At 58.3% G+C, this 19,403-nt stretch carries 18 protein-coding genes and 3 pseudogenes; 11 read left to right on the top strand and 10 right to left on the bottom strand.

Going from position 1 to position 19,403, the window contains the following annotated elements; genetic code table 11:
• Nucleotides 1–21 precede the first annotated feature (21 nt).
• The 3 genes from ACFOJ9_RS18045 to ACFOJ9_RS18035 all read left to right on the top strand — a co-directional run bounded on the left by ACFOJ9_RS18045 (nucleotide 22) and on the right by ACFOJ9_RS18035 (nucleotide 3,079).
• The gene (locus ACFOJ9_RS18045) at nucleotides 22–1,257 is read left to right on the top strand and encodes an Atu1372/SO_1960 family protein (protein ID WP_378980259.1); all 1,236 of its coding nucleotides are present in this window, start codon (nucleotides 22–24) and stop codon (nucleotides 1,255–1,257) included.
• 1 nt (nucleotide 1,258) lies between these two features.
• Nucleotides 1,259–2,470 (top strand): FAD-dependent oxidoreductase, encoded by a 1,212-nt coding sequence (locus tag ACFOJ9_RS18040; protein ID WP_378980258.1) that lies wholly within the window; start codon nucleotides 1,259–1,261, stop codon nucleotides 2,468–2,470.
• Between the two features lie 186 nt (nucleotides 2,471–2,656).
• Nucleotides 2,657–3,079: a helix-turn-helix transcriptional regulator gene (locus ACFOJ9_RS18035; RefSeq protein WP_378980257.1), complete on the top strand. Its 423-nt coding sequence runs from the start codon at nucleotides 2,657–2,659 to the stop codon at nucleotides 3,077–3,079.
• A gap of 190 nt (nucleotides 3,080–3,269) precedes the next feature.
• Here the strand turns inward: ACFOJ9_RS18035 and ACFOJ9_RS18030 are convergent, their stop codons facing one another.
• Nucleotides 3,270–3,506, bottom strand: a complete 237-nt coding sequence (locus ACFOJ9_RS18030; RefSeq protein WP_378980256.1) for a transposase — start codon at nucleotides 3,504–3,506, stop codon at nucleotides 3,270–3,272.
• Nucleotides 3,507–3,565: 59 nt separating this feature from the next.
• On the bottom strand, nucleotides 3,566–3,784 hold the full coding sequence (locus ACFOJ9_RS18025) for a winged helix-turn-helix domain-containing protein (protein WP_378980255.1): 219 nt from the start codon (nucleotides 3,782–3,784) through the stop codon (nucleotides 3,566–3,568).
• 207 nt (nucleotides 3,785–3,991) lie between these two features.
• Between ACFOJ9_RS18025 and ACFOJ9_RS18020 the strand changes: the two genes are divergently transcribed.
• The gene (locus ACFOJ9_RS18020) at nucleotides 3,992–4,501 is read left to right on the top strand and encodes a M20/M25/M40 family metallo-hydrolase (RefSeq protein WP_378980254.1); all 510 of its coding nucleotides are present in this window, start codon (nucleotides 3,992–3,994) and stop codon (nucleotides 4,499–4,501) included.
• A gap of 174 nt (nucleotides 4,502–4,675) precedes the next feature.
• On the opposite strand, the pseudogene ACFOJ9_RS18015 reads toward ACFOJ9_RS18020, so the two are convergent.
• Nucleotides 4,676–4,846 (bottom strand): annotated as a pseudogene (locus ACFOJ9_RS18015) (JAB domain-containing protein); the annotation flags it as partial.
• Nucleotides 4,847–4,950: 104 nt separating this feature from the next.
• The gene (locus ACFOJ9_RS18010; RefSeq protein ID WP_378980253.1) at nucleotides 4,951–5,175 is read right to left on the bottom strand and encodes a helix-turn-helix domain-containing protein; all 225 of its coding nucleotides are present in this window, start codon (nucleotides 5,173–5,175) and stop codon (nucleotides 4,951–4,953) included.
• Nucleotides 5,176–5,476: 301 nt separating this feature from the next.
• On the opposite strand from ACFOJ9_RS18010, the gene ACFOJ9_RS18005 reads away from it, so the two are divergent.
• Nucleotides 5,477–5,899 (top strand): hypothetical protein, encoded by a 423-nt coding sequence (locus tag ACFOJ9_RS18005; RefSeq protein WP_378988347.1) that lies wholly within the window; start codon nucleotides 5,477–5,479, stop codon nucleotides 5,897–5,899.
• Between the two features lie 63 nt (nucleotides 5,900–5,962).
• Here the strand turns inward: ACFOJ9_RS18005 and ACFOJ9_RS18000 are convergent.
• Nucleotides 5,963–6,426, bottom strand: a pseudogene (locus ACFOJ9_RS18000) (diguanylate cyclase); the annotation flags it as partial.
• On the opposite strand from ACFOJ9_RS18000, the gene ACFOJ9_RS17995 reads away from it, so the two are divergent.
• The 3 genes and pseudogenes from ACFOJ9_RS17995 to ACFOJ9_RS17985 all read left to right on the top strand — a co-directional run bounded on the left by ACFOJ9_RS17995 (nucleotide 6,404) and on the right by ACFOJ9_RS17985 (nucleotide 8,067).
• A complete protein-coding gene (locus ACFOJ9_RS17995; protein ID WP_378980252.1) occupies nucleotides 6,404–6,673 on the top strand; it encodes a hypothetical protein in 270 nt (89 codons plus the stop codon). The pseudogene ACFOJ9_RS18000 and the gene ACFOJ9_RS17995 overlap by 23 nt on opposite strands.
• Nucleotides 6,674–7,061: 388 nt before the next feature.
• Nucleotides 7,062–7,278: pseudogene (locus ACFOJ9_RS17990) on the top strand (DUF768 domain-containing protein).
• A 69-nt stretch (nucleotides 7,279–7,347) separates the two neighbouring features.
• On the top strand, nucleotides 7,348–8,067 hold the full coding sequence (locus tag ACFOJ9_RS17985; RefSeq protein WP_378980251.1) for an SOS response-associated peptidase: 720 nt from the start codon (nucleotides 7,348–7,350) through the stop codon (nucleotides 8,065–8,067).
• 14 nt (nucleotides 8,068–8,081) lie between these two features.
• Here the strand turns inward: ACFOJ9_RS17985 and ACFOJ9_RS17980 are convergent, their stop codons facing one another.
• The 3 genes from ACFOJ9_RS17980 to ACFOJ9_RS17965 form a co-directional block, all read right to left on the bottom strand.
• On the bottom strand, nucleotides 8,082–8,429 hold the full coding sequence (locus ACFOJ9_RS17980) for an NAD(P)H-binding protein (RefSeq protein WP_378980250.1): 348 nt from the start codon (nucleotides 8,427–8,429) through the stop codon (nucleotides 8,082–8,084).
• A gap of 72 nt (nucleotides 8,430–8,501) precedes the next feature.
• Nucleotides 8,502–9,722: a PAS domain-containing protein gene (locus ACFOJ9_RS38850; protein WP_449288648.1), complete on the bottom strand. Its 1,221-nt coding sequence runs from the start codon at nucleotides 9,720–9,722 to the stop codon at nucleotides 8,502–8,504.
• A 195-nt stretch (nucleotides 9,723–9,917) separates the two neighbouring features.
• A complete protein-coding gene (locus ACFOJ9_RS17965) occupies nucleotides 9,918–10,727 on the bottom strand; it encodes a GGDEF domain-containing protein (protein WP_378980249.1) in 810 nt (269 codons plus the stop codon).
• 301 nt (nucleotides 10,728–11,028) lie between these two features.
• On the opposite strand from ACFOJ9_RS17965, the gene ACFOJ9_RS17960 reads away from it, so the two are divergent.
• A complete protein-coding gene (locus ACFOJ9_RS17960) occupies nucleotides 11,029–13,728 on the top strand; it encodes an EAL domain-containing protein (protein WP_378980248.1) in 2,700 nt (899 codons plus the stop codon).
• 378 nt (nucleotides 13,729–14,106) lie between these two features.
• Here ACFOJ9_RS17960 and ACFOJ9_RS17955 read toward each other — a convergent pair whose 3' ends face one another.
• Both ACFOJ9_RS17955 and ACFOJ9_RS17950 read right to left on the bottom strand, forming a co-directional pair.
• Nucleotides 14,107–14,364, bottom strand: a complete 258-nt coding sequence (locus ACFOJ9_RS17955) for a hypothetical protein (RefSeq protein WP_378980247.1) — start codon at nucleotides 14,362–14,364, stop codon at nucleotides 14,107–14,109.
• 345 nt (nucleotides 14,365–14,709) lie between these two features.
• A complete protein-coding gene (locus ACFOJ9_RS17950) occupies nucleotides 14,710–14,916 on the bottom strand; it encodes a hypothetical protein (protein WP_378980246.1) in 207 nt (68 codons plus the stop codon).
• A 770-nt stretch (nucleotides 14,917–15,686) separates the two neighbouring features.
• Here ACFOJ9_RS17950 and ACFOJ9_RS17945 point away from each other — a divergent pair.
• Together ACFOJ9_RS17945 and ACFOJ9_RS17940 are read left to right on the top strand one after the other, a co-directional pair.
• The gene (locus tag ACFOJ9_RS17945; protein ID WP_378980245.1) at nucleotides 15,687–16,535 is read left to right on the top strand and encodes a class I SAM-dependent methyltransferase; all 849 of its coding nucleotides are present in this window, start codon (nucleotides 15,687–15,689) and stop codon (nucleotides 16,533–16,535) included.
• Nucleotides 16,536–16,718: 183 nt separating this feature from the next.
• Entirely contained in the window at nucleotides 16,719–19,343 is a 2,625-nt protein-coding gene (locus ACFOJ9_RS17940; protein ID WP_378987864.1) for a bifunctional diguanylate cyclase/phosphodiesterase, read from the top strand.
• Nucleotides 19,344–19,403: the final 60 nt, after the last annotated feature.

The following is a 19,403-nucleotide window of genomic DNA, read 5'->3' as shown; positions in this document are numbered from 1 at the left end:
CCGTCGCTAGAGAAAAGTCCAATGAACACCCAGACTGCAGAGATCGCATTGAGACGCGCGGAGGGTGCGACGGGCCACAAGCCGGTTATTCTAATGACGCCGAATATCAACGTGACAGAGCGTGCCTGGACAGAGCGGGAATATACGGTACGGGCAAACTATGCCGAAGCTATTGCCGAGGCGGGCGGAATTCCTCTCATTCTTCCCTTTGAACTGGAAACCATGATCTCTGCTGCGGCTTTGGCCGACGGCATTCTGATCACCGGGGCCCAGCCTGGCGCGGAAGTGGCGCCTCAGCGCCGTGAATGTGAGCGAACCCTTGTCGGAATTGCGATCGAGGCCAGAAAACCACTGCTTGGCATTTGCCATGGCATGCAGTTGATTGGAGAGTATCTCGGCGGGACATTTGTCGCTGCTCTGCCCACCGGTGCCGGCATGCCGCCGACCGACCACATGCCGAGTGCCATACCGGACGGCCTGGCCCATGACATCCTGCTGGCGCCTGAGAGCGAACTTGTCGGATGGGCCGGCTCAACAGCGGCTCAGGTCAATAGCCTGCATCGCCACATGCTAACGGGTATGGGGCGCTTTCGGGTCGCGGCGCGCGCCCCGGATGGCGTTATCGAAGCTTTCGAGGGGACGGCTGATGGGTTCTGCCTCGGCATCCAATGGCATCCCGAATACCGACTGACCGAGTTCGATCGGGCAATCCTTAAAAATTTTGTCGAACGCAGCGCCCGACACGCGCGGCCGGGAATTGCGCCCGGAGCGTTTCGCGAAGAGCTTTGCGCGGTGCGCCAGCGGCTTTCAGCGCTTGGCCTCGCTCTGCCGGAACCGGCAGTTCCGCCAGGAGCCTTCGTCGGCGCGATTCGCAACGGGACGATCGTTACGGTTTCGGGGCAGGTGCCTCTCAGGGAAAAGGCCGTTATTAAAAGGGGCCATCTGGGCACCGATGTATCCATTGAGGAAGGCCGGGAATCTGCGCGTTGGGCGCTACTCAACGCCCTTGCCCAGTTGGAGGGCATTGCCGGCGGACTCGATCGGGTGGCGGGCTTCATCCGGCTGGCCGGATATGTGGCTGCCTCGCCCGACTTTACACAGCACGGGACGGTGGTGGACGGGGCTTCCGAGCTGCTCCGCGAGATTTTTCCCGACCGATGGCCACACGCTCGCGTCGCTCTCGGCGTTGCCTCTCTGCCGCGCGGTGTTCCCGTGGAGATCGAATTGACCGCCTCTCTGGCTACCGAGGGGCTTTGACATGGCGCTTGTGGCAGTCATCGGAGCGGGTGTCGTGGGCGTCGCATCCGCCTATCTGTTGGCTCGCGCCGGACACAAGGTCACGCTCATCGATGCGGCTCGCGAACCGGGGCTGGGAGCAAGCGCTGGCAACGCCGCCCAGCTTTCGTGGGCCTATGGCGATGCCATGGCGTCACCGGCGCTGCTGAAACATTTGCCAGCGATCGTTGCCAAAAGGGATCCGGCGTTTCGCATTCGCTGGCAACTTGACCCGGATTTCCTGATCTGGGGGCTGCGGTTCCTGGCCAATTCATCTGCTAGCCGCTGGTGGAGCAACACCTCCGCCATTTTGCAGCTGGCCAATGAATCGCGCCAGGAACTAGAGGCTCTCCTGGCAGAGGCGGATATAGCGTTTGACTACCGGGTTGCGGGTAAGCTCCATCTCTACCCCAATCGGACAAACTTCTCGGCAGCTCGGCCGATTGTCGAGCGAAAGACGGCCCTCGGATTCGATCAGAGGCTGCTGACGCGTGCGGCGGCCGAGACGGTGGAGCCTGCTTTGAAGACATATCAGGGCGAGATTGCCGGCGCTATCTTTACGCCCGGCGATGCGCTCGGCGATGCGGCGGCCTTTTGTCGTCAGCTCACCGCACACATTGTGGATCGGTATGGCGTTTCGACCCTGTTTGGCCAGCGGGTGGTTGCTTTCGAACAACGGCAGGGAAGGCTTCGTGCTTTAAGGTTCAGCGATCGCGGTCCACTTCATACCGAGGTCGCAATTGTCACCGCTGGGCCTATGAGCCGCACTTTTGCGGCCGATTTGCCTGAAGTCCGGTCGATCCGCGCGGTGAGGGGCTATTCGTTGACCATCCCCTTTAGCCGGGGAGCGCCCCGCGTCAGTTTGACGGATACCAAGCGCAAGCTTGCCTTTGCGGCTATCGGCAATCGAATGCGCGTTGCAGGCATTGCCGATATCGAGCGACCGGACGCCGGCTTTGGCGCGGACCGCTTCGAGACGTTGCGTACTGCAGCTTGCGAAGTGTTTCCTGACCTTTTCGGCTTGCAAGAGAGCGAGAGTTGTTGGTCGGGCGAGCGGCCTATGACACCATCGTCGCGCCCCATCATCGCGCCGTCGCGCCGCATCCATGGCGTCTATATCAACGCGGGTCACGGCATGCTGGGCTGGACGCTTGCGCTTGGCTCTGCACGACGGATGGTCGGTATGGTGGGGTAAGTGCCAAGATGCGCGATGATCATATGCAGGCCCTGAGGAAGGCATTGCCCTCATGGAAAGCCGCGTCAACGAATTGCTCGTCAATGTCTGACTACAGGTTTCACGAAAGCTCCGCAGACGCCCCAGGGGAACGGAGGGTGCGCCCTCAGGTTGATTTGCATCAGGGAGATATCAGGAGGCCGAAAAATGCGGCGCGATGATGATTTCCCAAGATGGATTTCCGGGACCAATGCGGCGCGACAGCCGGCGCTCAACGTAAAAGGCGGGCTTTCCGTCCGCAGTGCACGTACAGTGCAGGAGTTCCTGAACGAGAACTTTTCGCGCAAGCTGGCGCTTGCCGAGATGGCCGCGGTTTGCGGGCTTTCATCCTATCACTTTGTGCGCGCCTTCTCCAGGACGTTCGGGATGCCGCCGCATCAGTTTGTTCTCGATCTGCGGCTGGACTTCGCGGAAAGACTGCTTGCCGACAGCCGCTTGACGATCGCGGACATCGCCCATTTGATCGGTTTTTCAAGCCAGAGCCACTTCACCACAGTAATGAAAAAATATCGACATGTAACGCCATTGCAGGCGCGGTTGAGTAAGTTTATTTCGACAGTTAAACGATAGCTTGTCTAATTGACACTTGTCAAAGTAACGAATACAGAATGATCATTTGATCCAAAGCGTGTCGCGGTTAATTGGCCTCATATCCGGCCGCTTTGAAGAAGTTTCTGCATTCGGTTGGCTCGAACAGGTAGCAGGAACAGGAGCGAAGCGCCTTGCAGAGTGCGTCGAAGGTTCTGGCCGCCTTCTTTCGCTATCGCGCCTGGAGTTTTGAGTAGGCCATTTCGATCGGATTGAGATCGGGTGAGTATGGTGGCAGGAACAGGAGCCAAGCGCCTCTTTGGCGAACCAGTTGGGCGGCGCGCTCGTTCTTGTGGAAGCCGACATTGTCGAGGTGCGCGAAGATGGCGGCATTCATCGGCGCGTTGACGATCCACGGCGCGACATGCCGTGGCATCGCAACCCGGCGATGAAGGTCTGCGTCTGCCATTTGCCGAATGGCGCATGCGTCCAAGCGCTCGCCCTTCGGCACCCAGCCGGTGCGTTTGGTCAGCTTGGCGCCAAGGCCTTGTTGAAGAAGCGCTTTCGCCGCCCCATCCACAGTTCACGCGCCTGGCGCACGTCGGCCCGCTGCTGCTCGCTGGCCTGTAGAGTTTTTTTATGACTGAGCCCCAGGCGATTGAGCAGGCGCCCGACATTGGAGCGGTGCACGCTCACCCCACGCACCTCCAGTTCGACGCAAAGCTCTTGAATTCGTGCTGTCATCATGGGCGAGCCACTTGGCCGAAGCCTTCAATCTCTGCTCCGCCGCTCGGAAGGTTCCCGGCAAGGCAGCCCCGGGCATCATGACTACCGGCGCCTTGCGGATTTTCCGGCCCTCGACGGCGGCCTGATAGGCTTCATTGAATCCTGACTCAGTGGGCGCAGGCAGCGACACTAGGCGCCGTTGGCGCGGTAGCGCCAGCGCGTCGTTCCATGCCGATCCTTGTAGGAGTAGGCCCGGATATTTGTCTTTCAGACGCTGTTCCATCAAGGAACCAGACTATTATCCACGATGACAATATTCTCGTCATCGTGGCCGGGAAGATCGGCGAACGCCGTCTCCAGTTTGAGGCGATCCCAGATAACACGACTATCTATTTTCTTTGGCTTCGGCATGCCGCGGTGACGGAGGCAGCAACGCTAGCGGCGTGCGAGGCCAAGATCCTCGACACCTGGGAGTGGGGAGGCAGGATATTCGACCGCGCGCTGGTCAATCTGGTGCGACGGAAGGCGCAAGAACTGGGGTACAGCCATCGCGACCTGCCGAGCCAGGCCGGCCACGATGCCTACTTCATGACGCGCATTTGTCCGACCACGATGATCTTTACCCCATGCAAGGATGGCATCACGCACAACAATGCGGAGTTTACGACAAAGGAAGAGATATCGCCCGGCTTCGATGTGTTGATGCATAGCGTCGTGGCACAAGCGGATCGCGGGTGAGTTCTCTGAAGCGAGCCAATTCGTTTCACTGAGATTCCTGTGACCGTGCCATCTTCGCTATTCCCTGTTTTTCTACGCCAGAGTCCTACGCGGGCAATTTTCTGTTGATCCGACGGGCCGTCAGCCCCATTTTTGTCGCAGGGAGCAACCGACACGAAGGAAGACGCCAGGAATTCAGATCAGCAACAGACCTTTCATGCTGGAATGGCCTTTCCTGCCGATGATGATGTGGTCGTGCACGGCGATGCCCAGCCGCTTGCCCGCGTCGATGATCTCCTTCGTCATCTCGATGTCCGCGCGGGAAGGTGTGGGATCCCCAGAAGGATGGTTGTGGAGAACCGCCACCGTCTATCTAACTATCTGATAGATAATGATAAATCTTACATAGGCCTGCAGGCAGGGTGCGGTAACTGGGGCCGGTCTTACGTGATGCTAGGTGATTATCATGCTCACTCACTAATGTTCATCGTGAGTCGTTTTGACGCACGGCACGACACGGTATTTTTTTGATCCCACGCATCTAGTCCTTCGGTGGGGTACAGCACCGCTTTCCCGACCTTGATAAAGGCTGGTCCAACTCTCATTGCTCGCCAGTTTCGCAGCGTTCCAACAGAGATGCTGCCACGATAGCGCTGCGAGACTTCCTCAGCCGTTAGAAACTTTCTGTCATCCATCAGGAGTCTCCATTGTCGGTGACGGCTGCGCTCCTAGCGGCATCGCAGCTTGATACATCCGAGCATGCTCGGGCACACCCCATAACGATCGAACATCGAGGGGGCATCAAGATGATGAGGTCTGTGGATTCGAAATGGAAGACGCGGGCGAGGAGAGGAGTCCTGACGGATACGGTAGGCTAGAAATCGGACGGTCCATCAACCATAATGCTACGCGTTGGCCCAATCAGCGGACTTGCCACTATGCCGTTGATGGATGGGGAAGATACGTAAATAAAATCAGTTAGTTACGAGAGGTTGTGTGCAAGAATCGCACGCGAAAGTTCTGCTTCTCTTTTTTTTTCGTTCCCACGACGGAGCCACCGACAGCCCTTTCGGACGCTCTTCTGCCGACGATATTGACCGCTCCAATGCGGATGTTTGCCGGGGTATCCATGAAACCTCATTGCCCGCCGCGGCCGCAGAGGAGGCCACCTTGCTGAGGTATGTTGAGGTTCAGAGTTTCCAGGGAACGCCAAGGGGGCTTTCACGACGGGAGAGCGTAGAAGTCCAGAGCTTGGAGCATGCTTTGCGAATTGTTGAGAAGCTGGCGGCAAACGCGGCGGGCATGGTCGCATTCAGCCGGAAAGGGGATACTGGCATCGGAGAGTTCGAGGATGCTGTTATCCTCTCTGCTAACGGCACGGTTCCGGTATTTGAGGCTGACTTGGCGATTGTCTGCTGAAGACCCGACCGCTTGCGGCGTCATCGTCTCGATCGGACTTCTGCGCACGACTGGCTCCGAGCCGTACAGCGTCACCCGGTTGCGGACCGGTTTCCTTCGCTAGATAAGGTGCCGCATCCGCTACGCTGGAGTTGCTCCGGCGAGTTGGCCTCGCCAGCAGTCTGAACGGCTACACCGATGCTGATTGTAACGCGGCGCGAAACGGGGGGCCCGGGGTTGCGGAGCGCGGCAGCCTCGACACCCTGACGAATCCTCTCAGCTACGGAGACTGCTTTTTCCTCGTCCACCTCCGGCAGGAGCACGAGGAACTCTTGGCCACCGTAGCGGGCCACCTGATCCTGATCGCGCCTGACGTTGTCCTGGATGATGCTGGCCACCTCGACCAGACAGCGATCGCCCTCGGCATGGCCGAGGTGATCATTCAGGGTCTTGAAGTGGTCGATGTCGCACATATCAGCGCGAAGGCCGGGCGTGAAGTCGTGGTCTCTAAGCGACAGCCAGCGCGTGCCGCAGCGGCCCGACAATGGACCGGCGCAAGATCAAGTGCTTCGACGAAAGCAGATTGACATCATCGGGGTCCAGCGAGAGCGGCGCAAGCCGGCGATGTTTGTGATGGCGGACCGGTCGTTACGCCGGCGGCGCTTCGTCACCTTCAAGGCAGACAAGCGGCAGGCACCAGGGGATCGCGTGCAAGGGAAGGTCGACGGCCCGGTTCCGAAAGGGCAAAAGAAGGACAACGCCGAATGGCTGAAGCGTGGTCTTGTCGGCCGGTGAGACCCCAAAAGTGAAGGTGACTTGTGCCTTCTTGGTAGGCCGGTCGGCCCAAATCCATCATGTCGCTCGCTGCAAACCGCGCGCCGGTGGCCGATCTTGTTGCGCAACAACATAAGAGGTTCGCGCGGATTATCTTTTTTTGGAACAGGTGCGTAGCCCGCGCATTCTTTTGGTTCAAAAGCGGTCGGGAGATTGCGGATGACACGGCGCGTCGACAAGGAAAGAATAGCAAGGGCAGATCGGGAAGCTCGATTGATCATTGACGCCGAGCGTGAGGCAAGAGACGCCAAGACCTTACGCCTAAGACAGCAGCGATTGCAGATGAAAGCCGACCCGTCGGCGAGGCGCCAAAAAGGACACGTGGGCCGTGTGATCGAGATAGAATGACATGAGCACACGCGGCATCAACTTCCTCGATCAGTGGATCGCAAACAACGTCCCCGAAACGACAAAGGCAGATTTCAGTCGATGAGCTTACCCACAAGCTCATTGCCGACGCCAAGGCCGTTGGCATCAAGCGAGTTGAGATCGACGAGGAAGTGGACAGTCTCTACCGCACCATTCTTGACGCCATCGTCCATTACGAGCCCGGCCTACCAGAGTAACGACCGACTTGACTCGTTCCCATTGCGTTCCCACTTTGGTCTTCCCTGACGTAATTAGGCGGCTCTTAAATGTGCGGACGCGTTTTCGTAAAGACCACGATTCCCGACATGGTTCGACGTTTCGAATTTGCCCATCCCGGGGAAGTCGACCGGTTGGGCTACAGCTTCCCGCTCTGGAATGGTGCTCCAAGCCTGACCTTTCCGATCATCATCCGTGAGGAACTGTCGACGAGCATGGCCGGTTTCGTGTCGGCGCGCTGGGGCCTCGTTCCCGGATGGGCTCGCGATGGCGGCGGTCGGCCGCCGCCCGTCAACGCCCGCTGCGAAACCATCTCCAGCAATGGCATGTTCCGAAAGGCTTACGCCGCGCGCCGCTGCCTGGTGCCGGTCGACGGCTACTTCGAATGGCACAAGCTCGACGCCTCGGGCAAGAAGAAGCGACCCTATGCCATCGCCTTGAAGTCGGATGAGCCCTTTGCGATGGCCGGGATCTGGGAAGAGTATTCCGACAATGCAACCGGGGAACTTATCCGCACCTTCGCCATTGCCACCTGTGAGCCGAACAAACTGATGGCGAGCATCCATGACCGCATGTCGGTGATCCTTGCGCCGGCCGACTACATGCGCTGGCTGGGACTGGAACCGGACCCACGCGACTTGATGAGGCCGTTCCCGTCCGATCTGATGAAAATGTGGCCGATCGACAGCAAGGAGGGCAGCCCGCGCAACAACACACCTGACATCATCGACGAAATCGGGCGAGGGCCGTCTGACCTGTTTGACGTCTGACAACGTTCGGTCAGTTAGCCGAAGAGTGGCGTGACGGTACATCGCCTTTGGGCATCAAAATGGTCGAGAGACGACCGCAGGGCAGTCGAGCGCTTGGCGCAGGACTTTCTCGTCGCGGCGTCTCCAACAATGAGCTTCGCACCTTTCAGGTCACTGGCCTTTTCGGGAGAGCGCACGAGCACGGTGACATCGTACTCTCGCGCCAGCGCTTGGGCGACGATCAGACGGCCCGTGCCGCCGGTTGCTCCAAGGACCAGTATCTTGGGCTGGGCAGTCGGGATATTGTCGTTACGGAATCTTGCATCGTAACTACCTCGGAAGGCGGGACGCCTCCTAAGAGGCAGTCCCTGGTTGATGTTCATGGGTGATGGTCAGAGCCGGCTCTCCGTGAGCAGCTCGCGTGCGCTTCCGTGTGGACAGCAGGCTGTCTGGCGTTAAGCCGAGGCAGCGATTTCCGCGGCGAAGTCGCGATAGGTGCGCAGCGGGCGGTTCAGCAGCTTGGTCAGGCGGTCGATGTCGCCAGCATCGGAAATCATGCCCTCGCTGATGAAGCGCTCGCCCATCAGGCGCATGTCGAGCGCCATCCAGCCCGGCATGAACTGCCCCAGGTTCTGTTCGAAGCCTGCTAGGTCTTCGCCGGGGTAGGTGATCTGGCGACTCAGGACGTCGGTCCAGATGGGGGCGACATCCGTGCCGGTCAGCGTATCGGGACCCGACGAGGTTGATCCGGTCGAGCGGGAGGGCAACGTCGGCCTGCTCGCGGCGAAGCAGCTCGATCGCCGCGACCTCGGCGATGTCACGCGCGTGCCAATCACAGGCGTCCGGCCGGCGAGGTTTACCGCAGCCTCGTTGAAGTACGTGATCTTTCCCTGCTGATCGGTCGTGTAGATGGCCGCAGGGATGGCGGCGAGCAGATCCTGAAGGTGACGCTCGCTATCGCGCACCTTTGCTTCCGCAATCTTTTGGTCAGTTATATTCCGCGCGATCTTGGATGCGCCGATGATACGACCCGTTGCATCTCGGACGGGCGATATTGTCAGAGATATATCTACAAGCGACCCGTCCTTGCGGCGCCGGATCGTCTGGAAATGGTCGACAAGTTCTCCCCGGCGTATCCGGCCCAAGATCAGCGGCTCCTCCTCCAGTCGATCCGGGGGGATGATGATCGTGATCGGCTTGCCTACCACCTCTGAAGCCGAATAGCCGAACAGGCGCTCAGCACCTCGGTTCCATGTCGAGATGACCCCATTCAGATCCTTGCTGACGATCGCGTCATGGGAAGACTCCACGATTGCCGCCAGCCGCTGAGCAGCGTTTTCACCCTTGATCCGCTCAACGCCGAAACCGAGGTGACGAGCAATGGTCCGGGCAACTTCAACATGGTCGTCTGAATGATCCTGAGTCTCGTCGAAGTAGGCCATGAACTTGCCGAGGAGCAGTCCACCTTCCATAATCGGAATGAAGGAGATTGCACTGATGCCTTCAGCTTGAATGGCCTGTTTTAGCTGGGCAAGTGCTGCCTCGACCCGCTTGCGCTCGCTGATATCGTGCTGAACCCGTACAGCGTATCGAAATTGCCCATTCTGGCTTGCTGTCAGTCGACGCGGCGATGCCGTAGGGGCTGGCCCGGCAGTATAGCATTTTTGCGAATGCACGGCTGGGCGGACGAAGGTAGCGGCGGCGAACTGGCCCAGGCGCGAGCCAAGGACGTGTTAATGGTGGGCTTGAAGCTCCTAGAGGCCGATGACATCCTCTACGTCTTCAATAACCGAGACATGTAGCAGCCATGCCAACTCGGTTGCCCATGGGTCTGGGTTGGTGGTGCCGCTCATCGACATAGGCGCGCCAATTCATTCGAATCTGCGGCGCGTTTTTTGCCCTCCTACGTCGGGCAACGGGGCTACCTCATATTCGAATGAAACGCGGTTCCGCCCGCGTTGCTTCGCTTCAAAAATGCACCGTCCGGCAGTGCGGAGAACATTCTGAATATCTGCACCGCGAGGAAATTCTGCCCCACCGATGCTGACCGTTACGTTCACGCCGTCTTGTTTCCCCTTCACCCAGGGAATACCCTCGATATGACGGCGGATGTTCTCTGCAATCGTAATTGCCTTCGCTTTGCGCACACCTCGTAGCAACACCCCAAATTCTTCCCCACCGAGGCGGCCAATCGAGTCCCCTGGGCGGGTCGTGTAGACGAGCGCCTTCGCGATCCGGACCAAAGCCTCGTCACCCTTGAAATGTCCGTGCCTGTCATTGATTGAGGAGAAGTGATCCGGATCGATCAGGAGGAGCGTGTCGCATTCTCCCTCATCGCGGTTTCTGTCCATCCTTGCGATGAATTCACCGCGGCTAAGGAGTCCAGTCATCGGATCGTGGCTGGTTACGAAGTTGAGCCTGTCGTGCGCCTCTTCCAAGGCCGTATGCGACTTCTCCAACTTATCACAAGTCTCCCGGATCGTTTCCGATTGGGCGAAGATGTAGGCACTGACTGGCAGCCCGATGAGAATGGGAATGAAGGTACATTCCACCCAACTCAGCCAGTCGATCGGCATCTGTAGCGCAAGTCTGGCCGTAAACGACAGACCGAAAGTGGCGACGATTGCAATTAGCGTCACGACTATTGATTTACCCAGAATACGCTTCGTGCGGGGCGTCATAGTGTTCCTCTAGACATTGGGCCTGAAGGGGGCGCTACCCAATCGGATGGCAGCTTATCGCGGGAAGCTAAAGTAACGATTCTGGTAGACGCTAAATTCTTACAGATCTTAAGCGCAATCTCCCAGGTCGACGAAGCGATCGATCGGGCGCAACAGACGGTCAATCGGCACGCGACGCTCGATGCTGAGTTCGTAAAACAGCGCCTCCAGGGTTCACTCAAAATTAGTTACCTACCCATAGAATGCGTCCGGTTTTAGTTGTGCGTACCTACTTGTTCTTTCTTCCGGAACTGGAAAAAGTTTGACCACGAAATCATCAAAGCGCGCCGGCGAGCCAGCGGATCGGGCCGGACTGGCTGCGCTGTCGAAACTGGCGATCGCCTCCTATGAAGACCTGGAGCGCGAGTTAAAAGCCAAGATCGCGGTGCTCGAAGCCCAGGCGCGGCGCTTTGAGACAGCAATTGACAACATCTCGCAAGGCATCTGCTTTTTCGATGCCGGCGAGCGGCTGATCCTGTGCAACCGCCGCTATGCGGAGATCTACCGGATCGCACCCGAAAAGCTGCATGCAGGCGTGACGCTTGGCGAAATCGTCGGCTACCGGCTCGCTGCCAACACCTCCGCGATGGACGGCGACGCCTATCTGGCTTTCGCTCGCTCGGTCAATTCAGGCACTGGTCCAAGGAACTGGCCCGCCGAACTCAAGGACGGTCGTACCATTCAGATCAGCCATCAGCCTATGCCCGACGGCGGATGGGTTGCAACGCATGAGGACATTACCGAGCTTATCGCCAGCCGGCTGGTCATGAACCAGCACGTTTCGCTTCAGACGCTCATCGACTGGGTTCCCGACTACCTCTGGGTCAAGGATACCGAAAGTCGCTTCGTTGTCGCCAACCGAGCTCTTGCCGCCGACCATGGCCGGCAGGAGGCCAGCGAGATGGTCGGTTTAAGTGACTTCGACCTGCACGCCCCCAAGCTTGCCCGGCAATTTCGCGCGAGCGAGCAGGACCTGTTGCGCAGCGGCCAGCCGATGATCGACAGGGAAGAGTTTATCGTTGACGCGTCCGGCACGGGCAAGTGGCTATCGTCGACCAAAGTGCCGCTACGCAATGCGCAGGACGAGATCTTTGGGCTCGTCGGCATTGCCCGCGACATCACGGCGCGCAAGCAGGCCGACGATCTGCGAAATGGGCAGGCGCAGATTCTTGAAATGATTGTGACAAATGCCCCGCTCGAAGGTGTGCTTGAACGTCTCATGCGGCTAATCGAATCTCAGTTGGCCGGCATATCGGGCTCCGTCTTGTTGCTCGATAAGGACGGCAGCCATTTACGGCATGGCGCCGCACCCAGCCTGGTAAAGGACTACACCGACGCGATCGACGGCGTCCGGATCGGCCCCAAGGTTGGATCCTGCGGTACCGCCGCCTATCGGCGTGAGCCCGTCATCGTCACCGACATCATGAACGATCCGCTCTGGGAGGACTATCGCGAACTGGCGGCTCCCTACGGCTACCGGTCGTGCTGGTCGACGCCGATCTTGTCGCATAATGGCGCCGTGCTTGGCGTCTTTGCGATGTATTCGACGACCGCGCGCGAACCGGCCGAGAACGAGAACAGGCTGATCGATTTCACCACCCGCATCGCCGGCATCGCAATCGAACGCAAACTGGCCGAGGATCGCATCCATTTCATGGCCAACCATGACACCCTGACGGGGCTTCCCAACCGAGCCCTGCTCAGCGATCGGTTGGCACAGGCGTTCGTCTATGCGCAGCGCTACGATCGGTGGGTTACAGTCCTGTTCATCGATCTCGACAACTTCAAGGCCGTTAATGACACATTGGGTCACAATGCCGGTGACGTGCTGTTGAAGATGGTCGCCAGCCGCATGGTCGGTTGTGTCAGTGCCACCGACACCGTGGTGCGGCTGGGTGGCGATGAATTCGTCATCGTGCTTTTCGATCAGGTCTCGGACGCAGATATTGGCGACACGATCTTGCGAAAGATCCAGGCGTCGATAGCCGAGCCGGTTCAATTGGGAGAGCATCATCTCAGGATTACGGCCAGTATCGGCATTGCGACCTACCCGAAGGACGGGTCAGACGCCGAAACGTTGCTGGCAAATGCGGATGCGGCTATGTACCGCGCCAAGGAGCTTGGCCGGGACAATTTCCAGTTCTACGCGCCCGAATTCAACTCGACGGCCCAGGAAAAATTCTTTCTGCAGGAGGAGTTGCGCAACGCACTGGCCCGTGCCGAGTTCACCCTGTCCTACCAGCCGCAGGTTGACCTTCGTTCGGGTCATGTCTTCGCCGTCGAGGCATTGATACGCTGGAACCATCCAAGCCTCGGCACGATCTCGCCGATGAAATTTATTCCGCTGGCCGAGGAAACAGGGCTCATCGTGCAGATCGGGGACTGGGTCCTCCATGAAGCCTGCCGGCAAAACAAGGACTGGCAGGATGCGGGCCTGCCGCCGATAGTCGTGTGCGTGAACGTGTCGGCCAGGCAGTTCAGGGAAAGCAACCTGATCAGCCGTGTCGTCAATGCGCTGAAGGATAGCGAACTGGAGGCGAAATATCTCGAGCTCGAGGTAACCGAGAGCCTGATCATGCAGAATATCGAGACGGCGGTGGCGACGATGAACGAGTTGCAGAGCCTTGGCGTCCAGATCTCGATCGACGATTTCGGAACCGGCTATTCGAGCCTTAGCGCGCTGAGGACGTTCCCGCTGGCGCGGCTGAAGATCGACAAATCCTTCATCAAAGACCTTGCCGCCAACGAAAACGACCAAGCCGTTGCCATCGCGGTCATCTCGCTCGGGCAGAAGCTCAATCTAAGGGTCATTGCAGAAGGTGTCGAAACGGAGGACCAGGTCGCGTTCCTGCGCAAGAACAATTGCGACGAGATGCAGGGCTATCACTTCAGCAAACCGGTCTCAGCCGCGGGCATTGTGCAACTGCTCAACACGGGCGGCGCGCGACCAAGCCAAAAATGATGCCGATGACCCGCGTTTGTTCGAAAGCAGAGCAGATGTTGACTTCCCTAAACGCTTAACCACGCGCTTCTGCATCATCCGAGCGAACGAGCGGAACGATCCAAGGCGGCCTCGCCGAACATCAAGAGGGTACTGATCTCGTTCATCATCTGCCTGAATCATGTTTGAAATCAATGCAGCTTCGCTGGGCAAAGGTGCGACCGACGATACTACATAAACTTGAAAACGTCGGTCGCCAGCCTATGGGGAGCGCCGGCAAGATCAGGCGCATTGGCACGGGGACCGCATAAGTGTGCCTTCGATGAGATTGGACTAACATGGTGAACAACTGGTTACTGTGCAGCGGACAACGCCACTTTCAACCACAAAGTGGCGGCTCTAAGTCACGCGTGGCGGCGCCTTGCACCGTTTGCTCGCTTCGTCCAGCGCCTTGGCGGGGTCCTTGACAATTTGGGTTCGCATTATTTTTATGGCCGTGTTGATCAGACAGTCGGCATAGTCATCCTCCTCGTCGGCAACTCCAGTAACGAGGGTGGCCAAAACAAATAGAATTGTGGCGACCCCTGGGCTGGTACGGCAACGATGCGTCTTTGCAGCCGTGATTGGACAGGCATTGATCGGAAGAACCACGGCCATAACGGGTGCTCCTGCGGTGGCGAAGCGGAACAATTTTTGAAAGTCCGGCCCCGAATGCGGCTAGGCATCAAGGCCCGGCCAAAGGACGGCGACCGACCATAGGTCGGCCGCCGCGAGGCCATTGTGAGTGCACAGGGAACCCCAGAGTGTCTGGCGGAAATACAGCACTCCGATCAGAGTCGTTCGCAACCCGCATGCACGACCGTGGTGAACACCGAGTTTATAAAAAAAATGGCCGGGCCAGATTTGGGCGAAGGTTACCCTGAATTAGCCGCACCTGGTCCAGATGTTGAGCGGGATGGCAAGCGAGCGGAGTGACCCACAGGCGAGCAGGACCAAACTACGCTATTTGCCGTAACGGTACTCCAGCGCATCCGCGATGCGCTCGCAAAGCAGTTCTCCCGTGACCGCAGTAACGTGAAGCCGCAGGCGGATTCCCTGGGCATCCACTAAAGTGATGACAATTCGTCGATCGGAATACCCGGCCTGTTCTGATACTTCATCGAGGATGAAGTCCTGTATTTCGCGGGACCTCTCTGGGTCGTTTTCCATTGTTGTCCGCTCCCAAAAGAACGCCATCTTTCGCCCAGTTGTTCCCGCGATCTCTACGGGCTAATCGTCCCGATCGCTGGTCATGGCCGAAATTCTCGGCAAAGACTTGAGCCTTAGAAGAGCAGGTCGAGTTGTTTTTCCACCTTGCCCAGCCCGACCGCCCCCTGGCCCCTCGATTCGTCCGACTTGCTGCGTCATAACGGTTCGCCGGCAACCATCACCGTCCCCTTGCAGTATTTAAGATTAAATATGACAGCCTTCCCACTGTCAGCCGTCAATCCAATAGTTCTATTCCTGATCTTCGACGAGACAATAGCAAGAAAAGCAGCCTCGCAGAACCTCGAAGTTCGTACCCGTTTCGTTTCCCCTATGTGCAACCGCTTTCGATTGGAGGTTGAAAAAGCAAGAACTGTTCTTGTTTTGTCCTCATGAACCGCGCCTACATCGCCTCGCCGCAAACGGCAAGGCGCGCAACGGCCTCAGAAGTCTTGTCTTATGACCAGCAGCTCGGAGAATGCTCTCCTGGCCACCATGCGCGTCTGCGAAACATCGGGTTCAATGGCAGGTGGTGATGTTCGACGTCATCTCATTCCCGGAACTGAAACGACACCAAGGCCGCCCGTTTTCAGAATGTGACGTACGCAACCGCCGCGCGTCCGCCGCGACGATTCCAACCTCCAGGATTGACGTGCAGGCCCACTCACTGCAATGTGTGTTAACCAGCTGTTAACCTTGCGGCGGCTGAGATCGGGGGGAACTTGGAACGGTTTTTGGATGCGAATCTCCTGAATTGGGACGATCGGGCCGAACTGCACGCGACCGACAAAACGGGCAGCTACCGCATCGAGAATGTGCTTTCTGGTGGATCCAATCTCTATGAGCTGGAAACGCGCGAGATCGGTGACATTTCCGGCAAGGACATCGTCCATCTGCAATGCCACATTGGGCTCGACACGATCAGCCTGAGGAATCTCGGCGCGGGCAGCGTGACGGGCCTGGACTTTTCACCCAAGGCGATCGCCGCGGCGCGGGATTTCGCCTCTAAGGCAGGCAGCGACGTTCGCTTCGTAGAAGCCTCGCTGTTCGAGGCTGTTGAAGCGCTCAACCGGACATATGACATCGTCTACGTCACCTGGGGCTCGGTGAACTGGCTCGACGATGTCTTCCGTTGGGCGCAGGTGGTCGCCGATCTGCTGCGGCCCGGCGGCAGGCTCTATTTGGCCGAGGGCCATCCCTTAATGTTCCAGTGCAATCGCAAGGCCGCAGCGCTTGAGTTGAGGCACGACTGGCGAACGCCAGCGGCGCGGCCGCTCGCCTGGAACGAGGATCTGACCTATACTGGCGACGACCGTCTTTTGAAGCATCCCCGTTATTACGAATGGATCCATCCGATCAGCGATGTGGTGAACGCGTTGATCGCAGCTGGGCTATCGCTCGATTTTCTCAACGAGCACGACACGGTTTCCTGGCAGCACTTTTCATTCGCGATCAGGGCCGGCAAGAATATGTACGGCCTGCCTGAAAACGCACCCAAGATTCCGATGGCCTATTCGATTGGGGCGACCAAACGTGGCGTCGGAACGTACCGGATTGTGCCGAAGAAGGTCGACGGCCACTAGTCCCGCCCCCTGCCGAGTTCGAGGCGGTTCCGCGCAACAGCGCGAAGGCGTCAAATTTAATGACTGTGAAGGCTAAAATTAAGTTATTGCGAACTAATATTCCCTCGATCAGGCTTACCAACGGAGCCTGAGTAGCAAGGGAATCTCGCTTTATTGGCTCTTTTCGCCAACAGGTTCGGCCGCATGAAGGGGGCTGTCTTTTCGCCGGCAAAGATTCCGGCGGCGATCGCAATTGTGGTTATTGCCGTTTGTGCCCTGTTCGCAGACCACCAGAATAGGATCGTCTCGGACCAGGCCGCCCGTGCGGATGTCCTGGCCAAGGTCAGCGTCATTCGCGCCAAGCTCGAGGGGAACATCAACGGCAACCTGCAACTGGTGCGAGGACTGGTCGCGGCGGTCACAACCGAGCCCTACATGGGACAGCAACGTTTCGCAGAGCTCGCCAGCAAACTGTTCAACGAAGGGTCCCAACTTCGCAACATCGCCGGCGCGCCCGACCTGATCATTTCCTTGATGTACCCGCTCGCCGGCAACGAGAAGGCCATCGGCCTCGACTACCGCAAGAACGACCAGCAGCGTGCGGCTGCCTTGCGTGCGCGCGACGAGCGCAAGCTCATTCTCGCCGGCCCAGTCGATCTGCGGCAGGGAGGCGAGGCTTTCATCGGCCGGTTTCCTGTATTCGTAAAAAGCGCGGGCAACACCGACCGCTTCTGGGGCATCGTTTCCGCCGTGGTCGACGTGCAGCGCCTTTACCAGGCGAGCGGTCTTCTCGACGAAGATCTTGGGATCGACGTCGCGCTCATCGGCAATGACGCGCTTGGCGCGAAGGGAGTGAAGTTCTTTGGTGACGAGCGCGTCGTCAATAGCAACCCGGTGACGGCTGACGTTCTGGTCCCGTCGGGCTCCTGGCGGATCGCTGCCATTCCCAAGAGCGGTTGGCCCGCCACCCCCGCCAACGCCTGGCTGCTCCGCGCGATCATGGCGGCGGCGGCGGCGCTGATCCTGCTTCCCTTTCTGGCGGCAGGCCGCCTAATTGATGAAAGGCAGCGAAATTACTGGGAGCTGAACCGGCTGTCTCGCCGGCTGGAGCTTGCTCTGGAGGCGTCGGCCATCGGAGTCTGGGAACACGACCTCGAAACCAACCGTCTTGCTTGGGACGATCGCGTCAACGAAATATACGGCAGAGAGACCGACGGCGGGCCGCGTGGATATCTGGACTGGGCCGGAGGCATTCATCCTGCCGATTTGCCTGCCGCGCTTGCCGACTTCGACAAAGCCGTTGCTGGGCGGAGCACATATTCATCGGAATACAGGGTCATTCGTCCGGACGGCGAAATTCGCCACGTCCGATCCAGAGCGATCTTCTACCAGACCGCAGACAATTCGCCTCGAATGGTCGGCGCGGAATGGGACGTCACCGCAGATGTTTCGCTGAACAACGACCTGGTTCGCGCAAGGCAGCTGGCCGAGTCGAAAAACACGGAACTCGAGTCTGCGAAGGTGCAAATAGAACATGTCGCCCTGCACGATGCGTTGACGGATTTGCCTAATCGCCGTTTCCTGGACCAGGTACTGAAGGATTACGTGGCAAAGGCCAGGCTGAATGGCGGCTATGCAGCGCTGCTACACGTTGATCTGGACCGCTTCAAGCACATCAATGATACACTCGGCCACGCGGCGGGCGACGCAATGCTGGTGCATGCCTCATCCGTTCTCCAGTCCAACGTCGGCGACCGCGGTTTCGTCGCTCGGGTTGGGGGAGACGAATTCATCGTGCTCTGCACGGTGCGTGACGATGTCGGCCAAGTAGCCCTGCTTGCTGATCGCATTATCGGAGAGATGCGCAAGCCCGTTGACTACCATGGTCACCAATGCCGTTTTGGGGTCAGCGTTGGCATTGCGGTCGACAATGGCGGGGATGCCGATGTCAGGCAGTTACTGGTGAACGCCGACATTGCTCTTTACCGGGCGAAGAAGCGGGGCCGCAACCGACATGAATTCTTCAGTGGCGAGCTGCAAAGTGAAATCGTCAACACGAAAAGAATTGCCGACGAGATCCTGGCCGGTCTTGAACGAAACGAATTCATCGTATTCTACCAGCCTCAATTCGACGCGAAGACCCTGGAGATAGTGGGAGTTGAAGCGCTGGCGCGGTGGAGGCATCCAGAGAAGGGTATCCTGACGCCTGACGTTTTCCTGAAGATCGCCGAAGAATTGAACGTCGTTTCGACGATAGATCGCAAAATCCTTCAACAATCGCTTTTGGATTTCGAGGCGTGGTCTGCCGACAAAATCGGCATTCCGCGTGTATCCGTCAACGTCTCGGCACGGCGTCTTCGAGATGAGGAATTGATAAAGAGTTTGCGAGATCTCAATATCAGGAAGGGAACATTTTCCTTTGAGCTCGTAGAGTCGATCTTCCTCGATGACAACGACGATCTGGTCACATGGAACGTTGACCAGATCAAACAACTCGGCATCGACATTGAAATCGACGATTTCGGCACCGGCTATGCTTCCATTGTCAGTTTGCTCAAACTGCAGCCTCGCCGCCTGAAGATAGATCGGCAACTGGTGGATCCTATCGTGAACTCACCCCAGCAAAGGCAGGTCGTCTCGTCGATCATCGAAATCGGTAAGTCTCTGGGCATCGAGATCATTGCCGAAGGGGTCGAGACGATGAAACATGCACGTCTGCTTAAAGGGCTTGGCTGTGACATACTGCAAGGCTACGCATTCGGGCATGCGATGGATTGCGACAGTCTGACAAGCTTTGTGCGATCTCGCCGGTTGCGTGTCGCAAGTTGAATTTGGCCTTACGATTCCCGAGGTTCGGGAACCCATTGAGAAGCATGGTAGTGACCGCAG

This window comes from Mesorhizobium cantuariense, assembly GCF_042647205.1.
Taxonomy (GTDB): domain Bacteria; phylum Pseudomonadota; class Alphaproteobacteria; order Rhizobiales; family Rhizobiaceae; genus Mesorhizobium; species Mesorhizobium cantuariense.
Note: the sequence above shows the minus strand (reverse complement) of the source record. Positions and strands in the feature narration are given on the sequence as shown.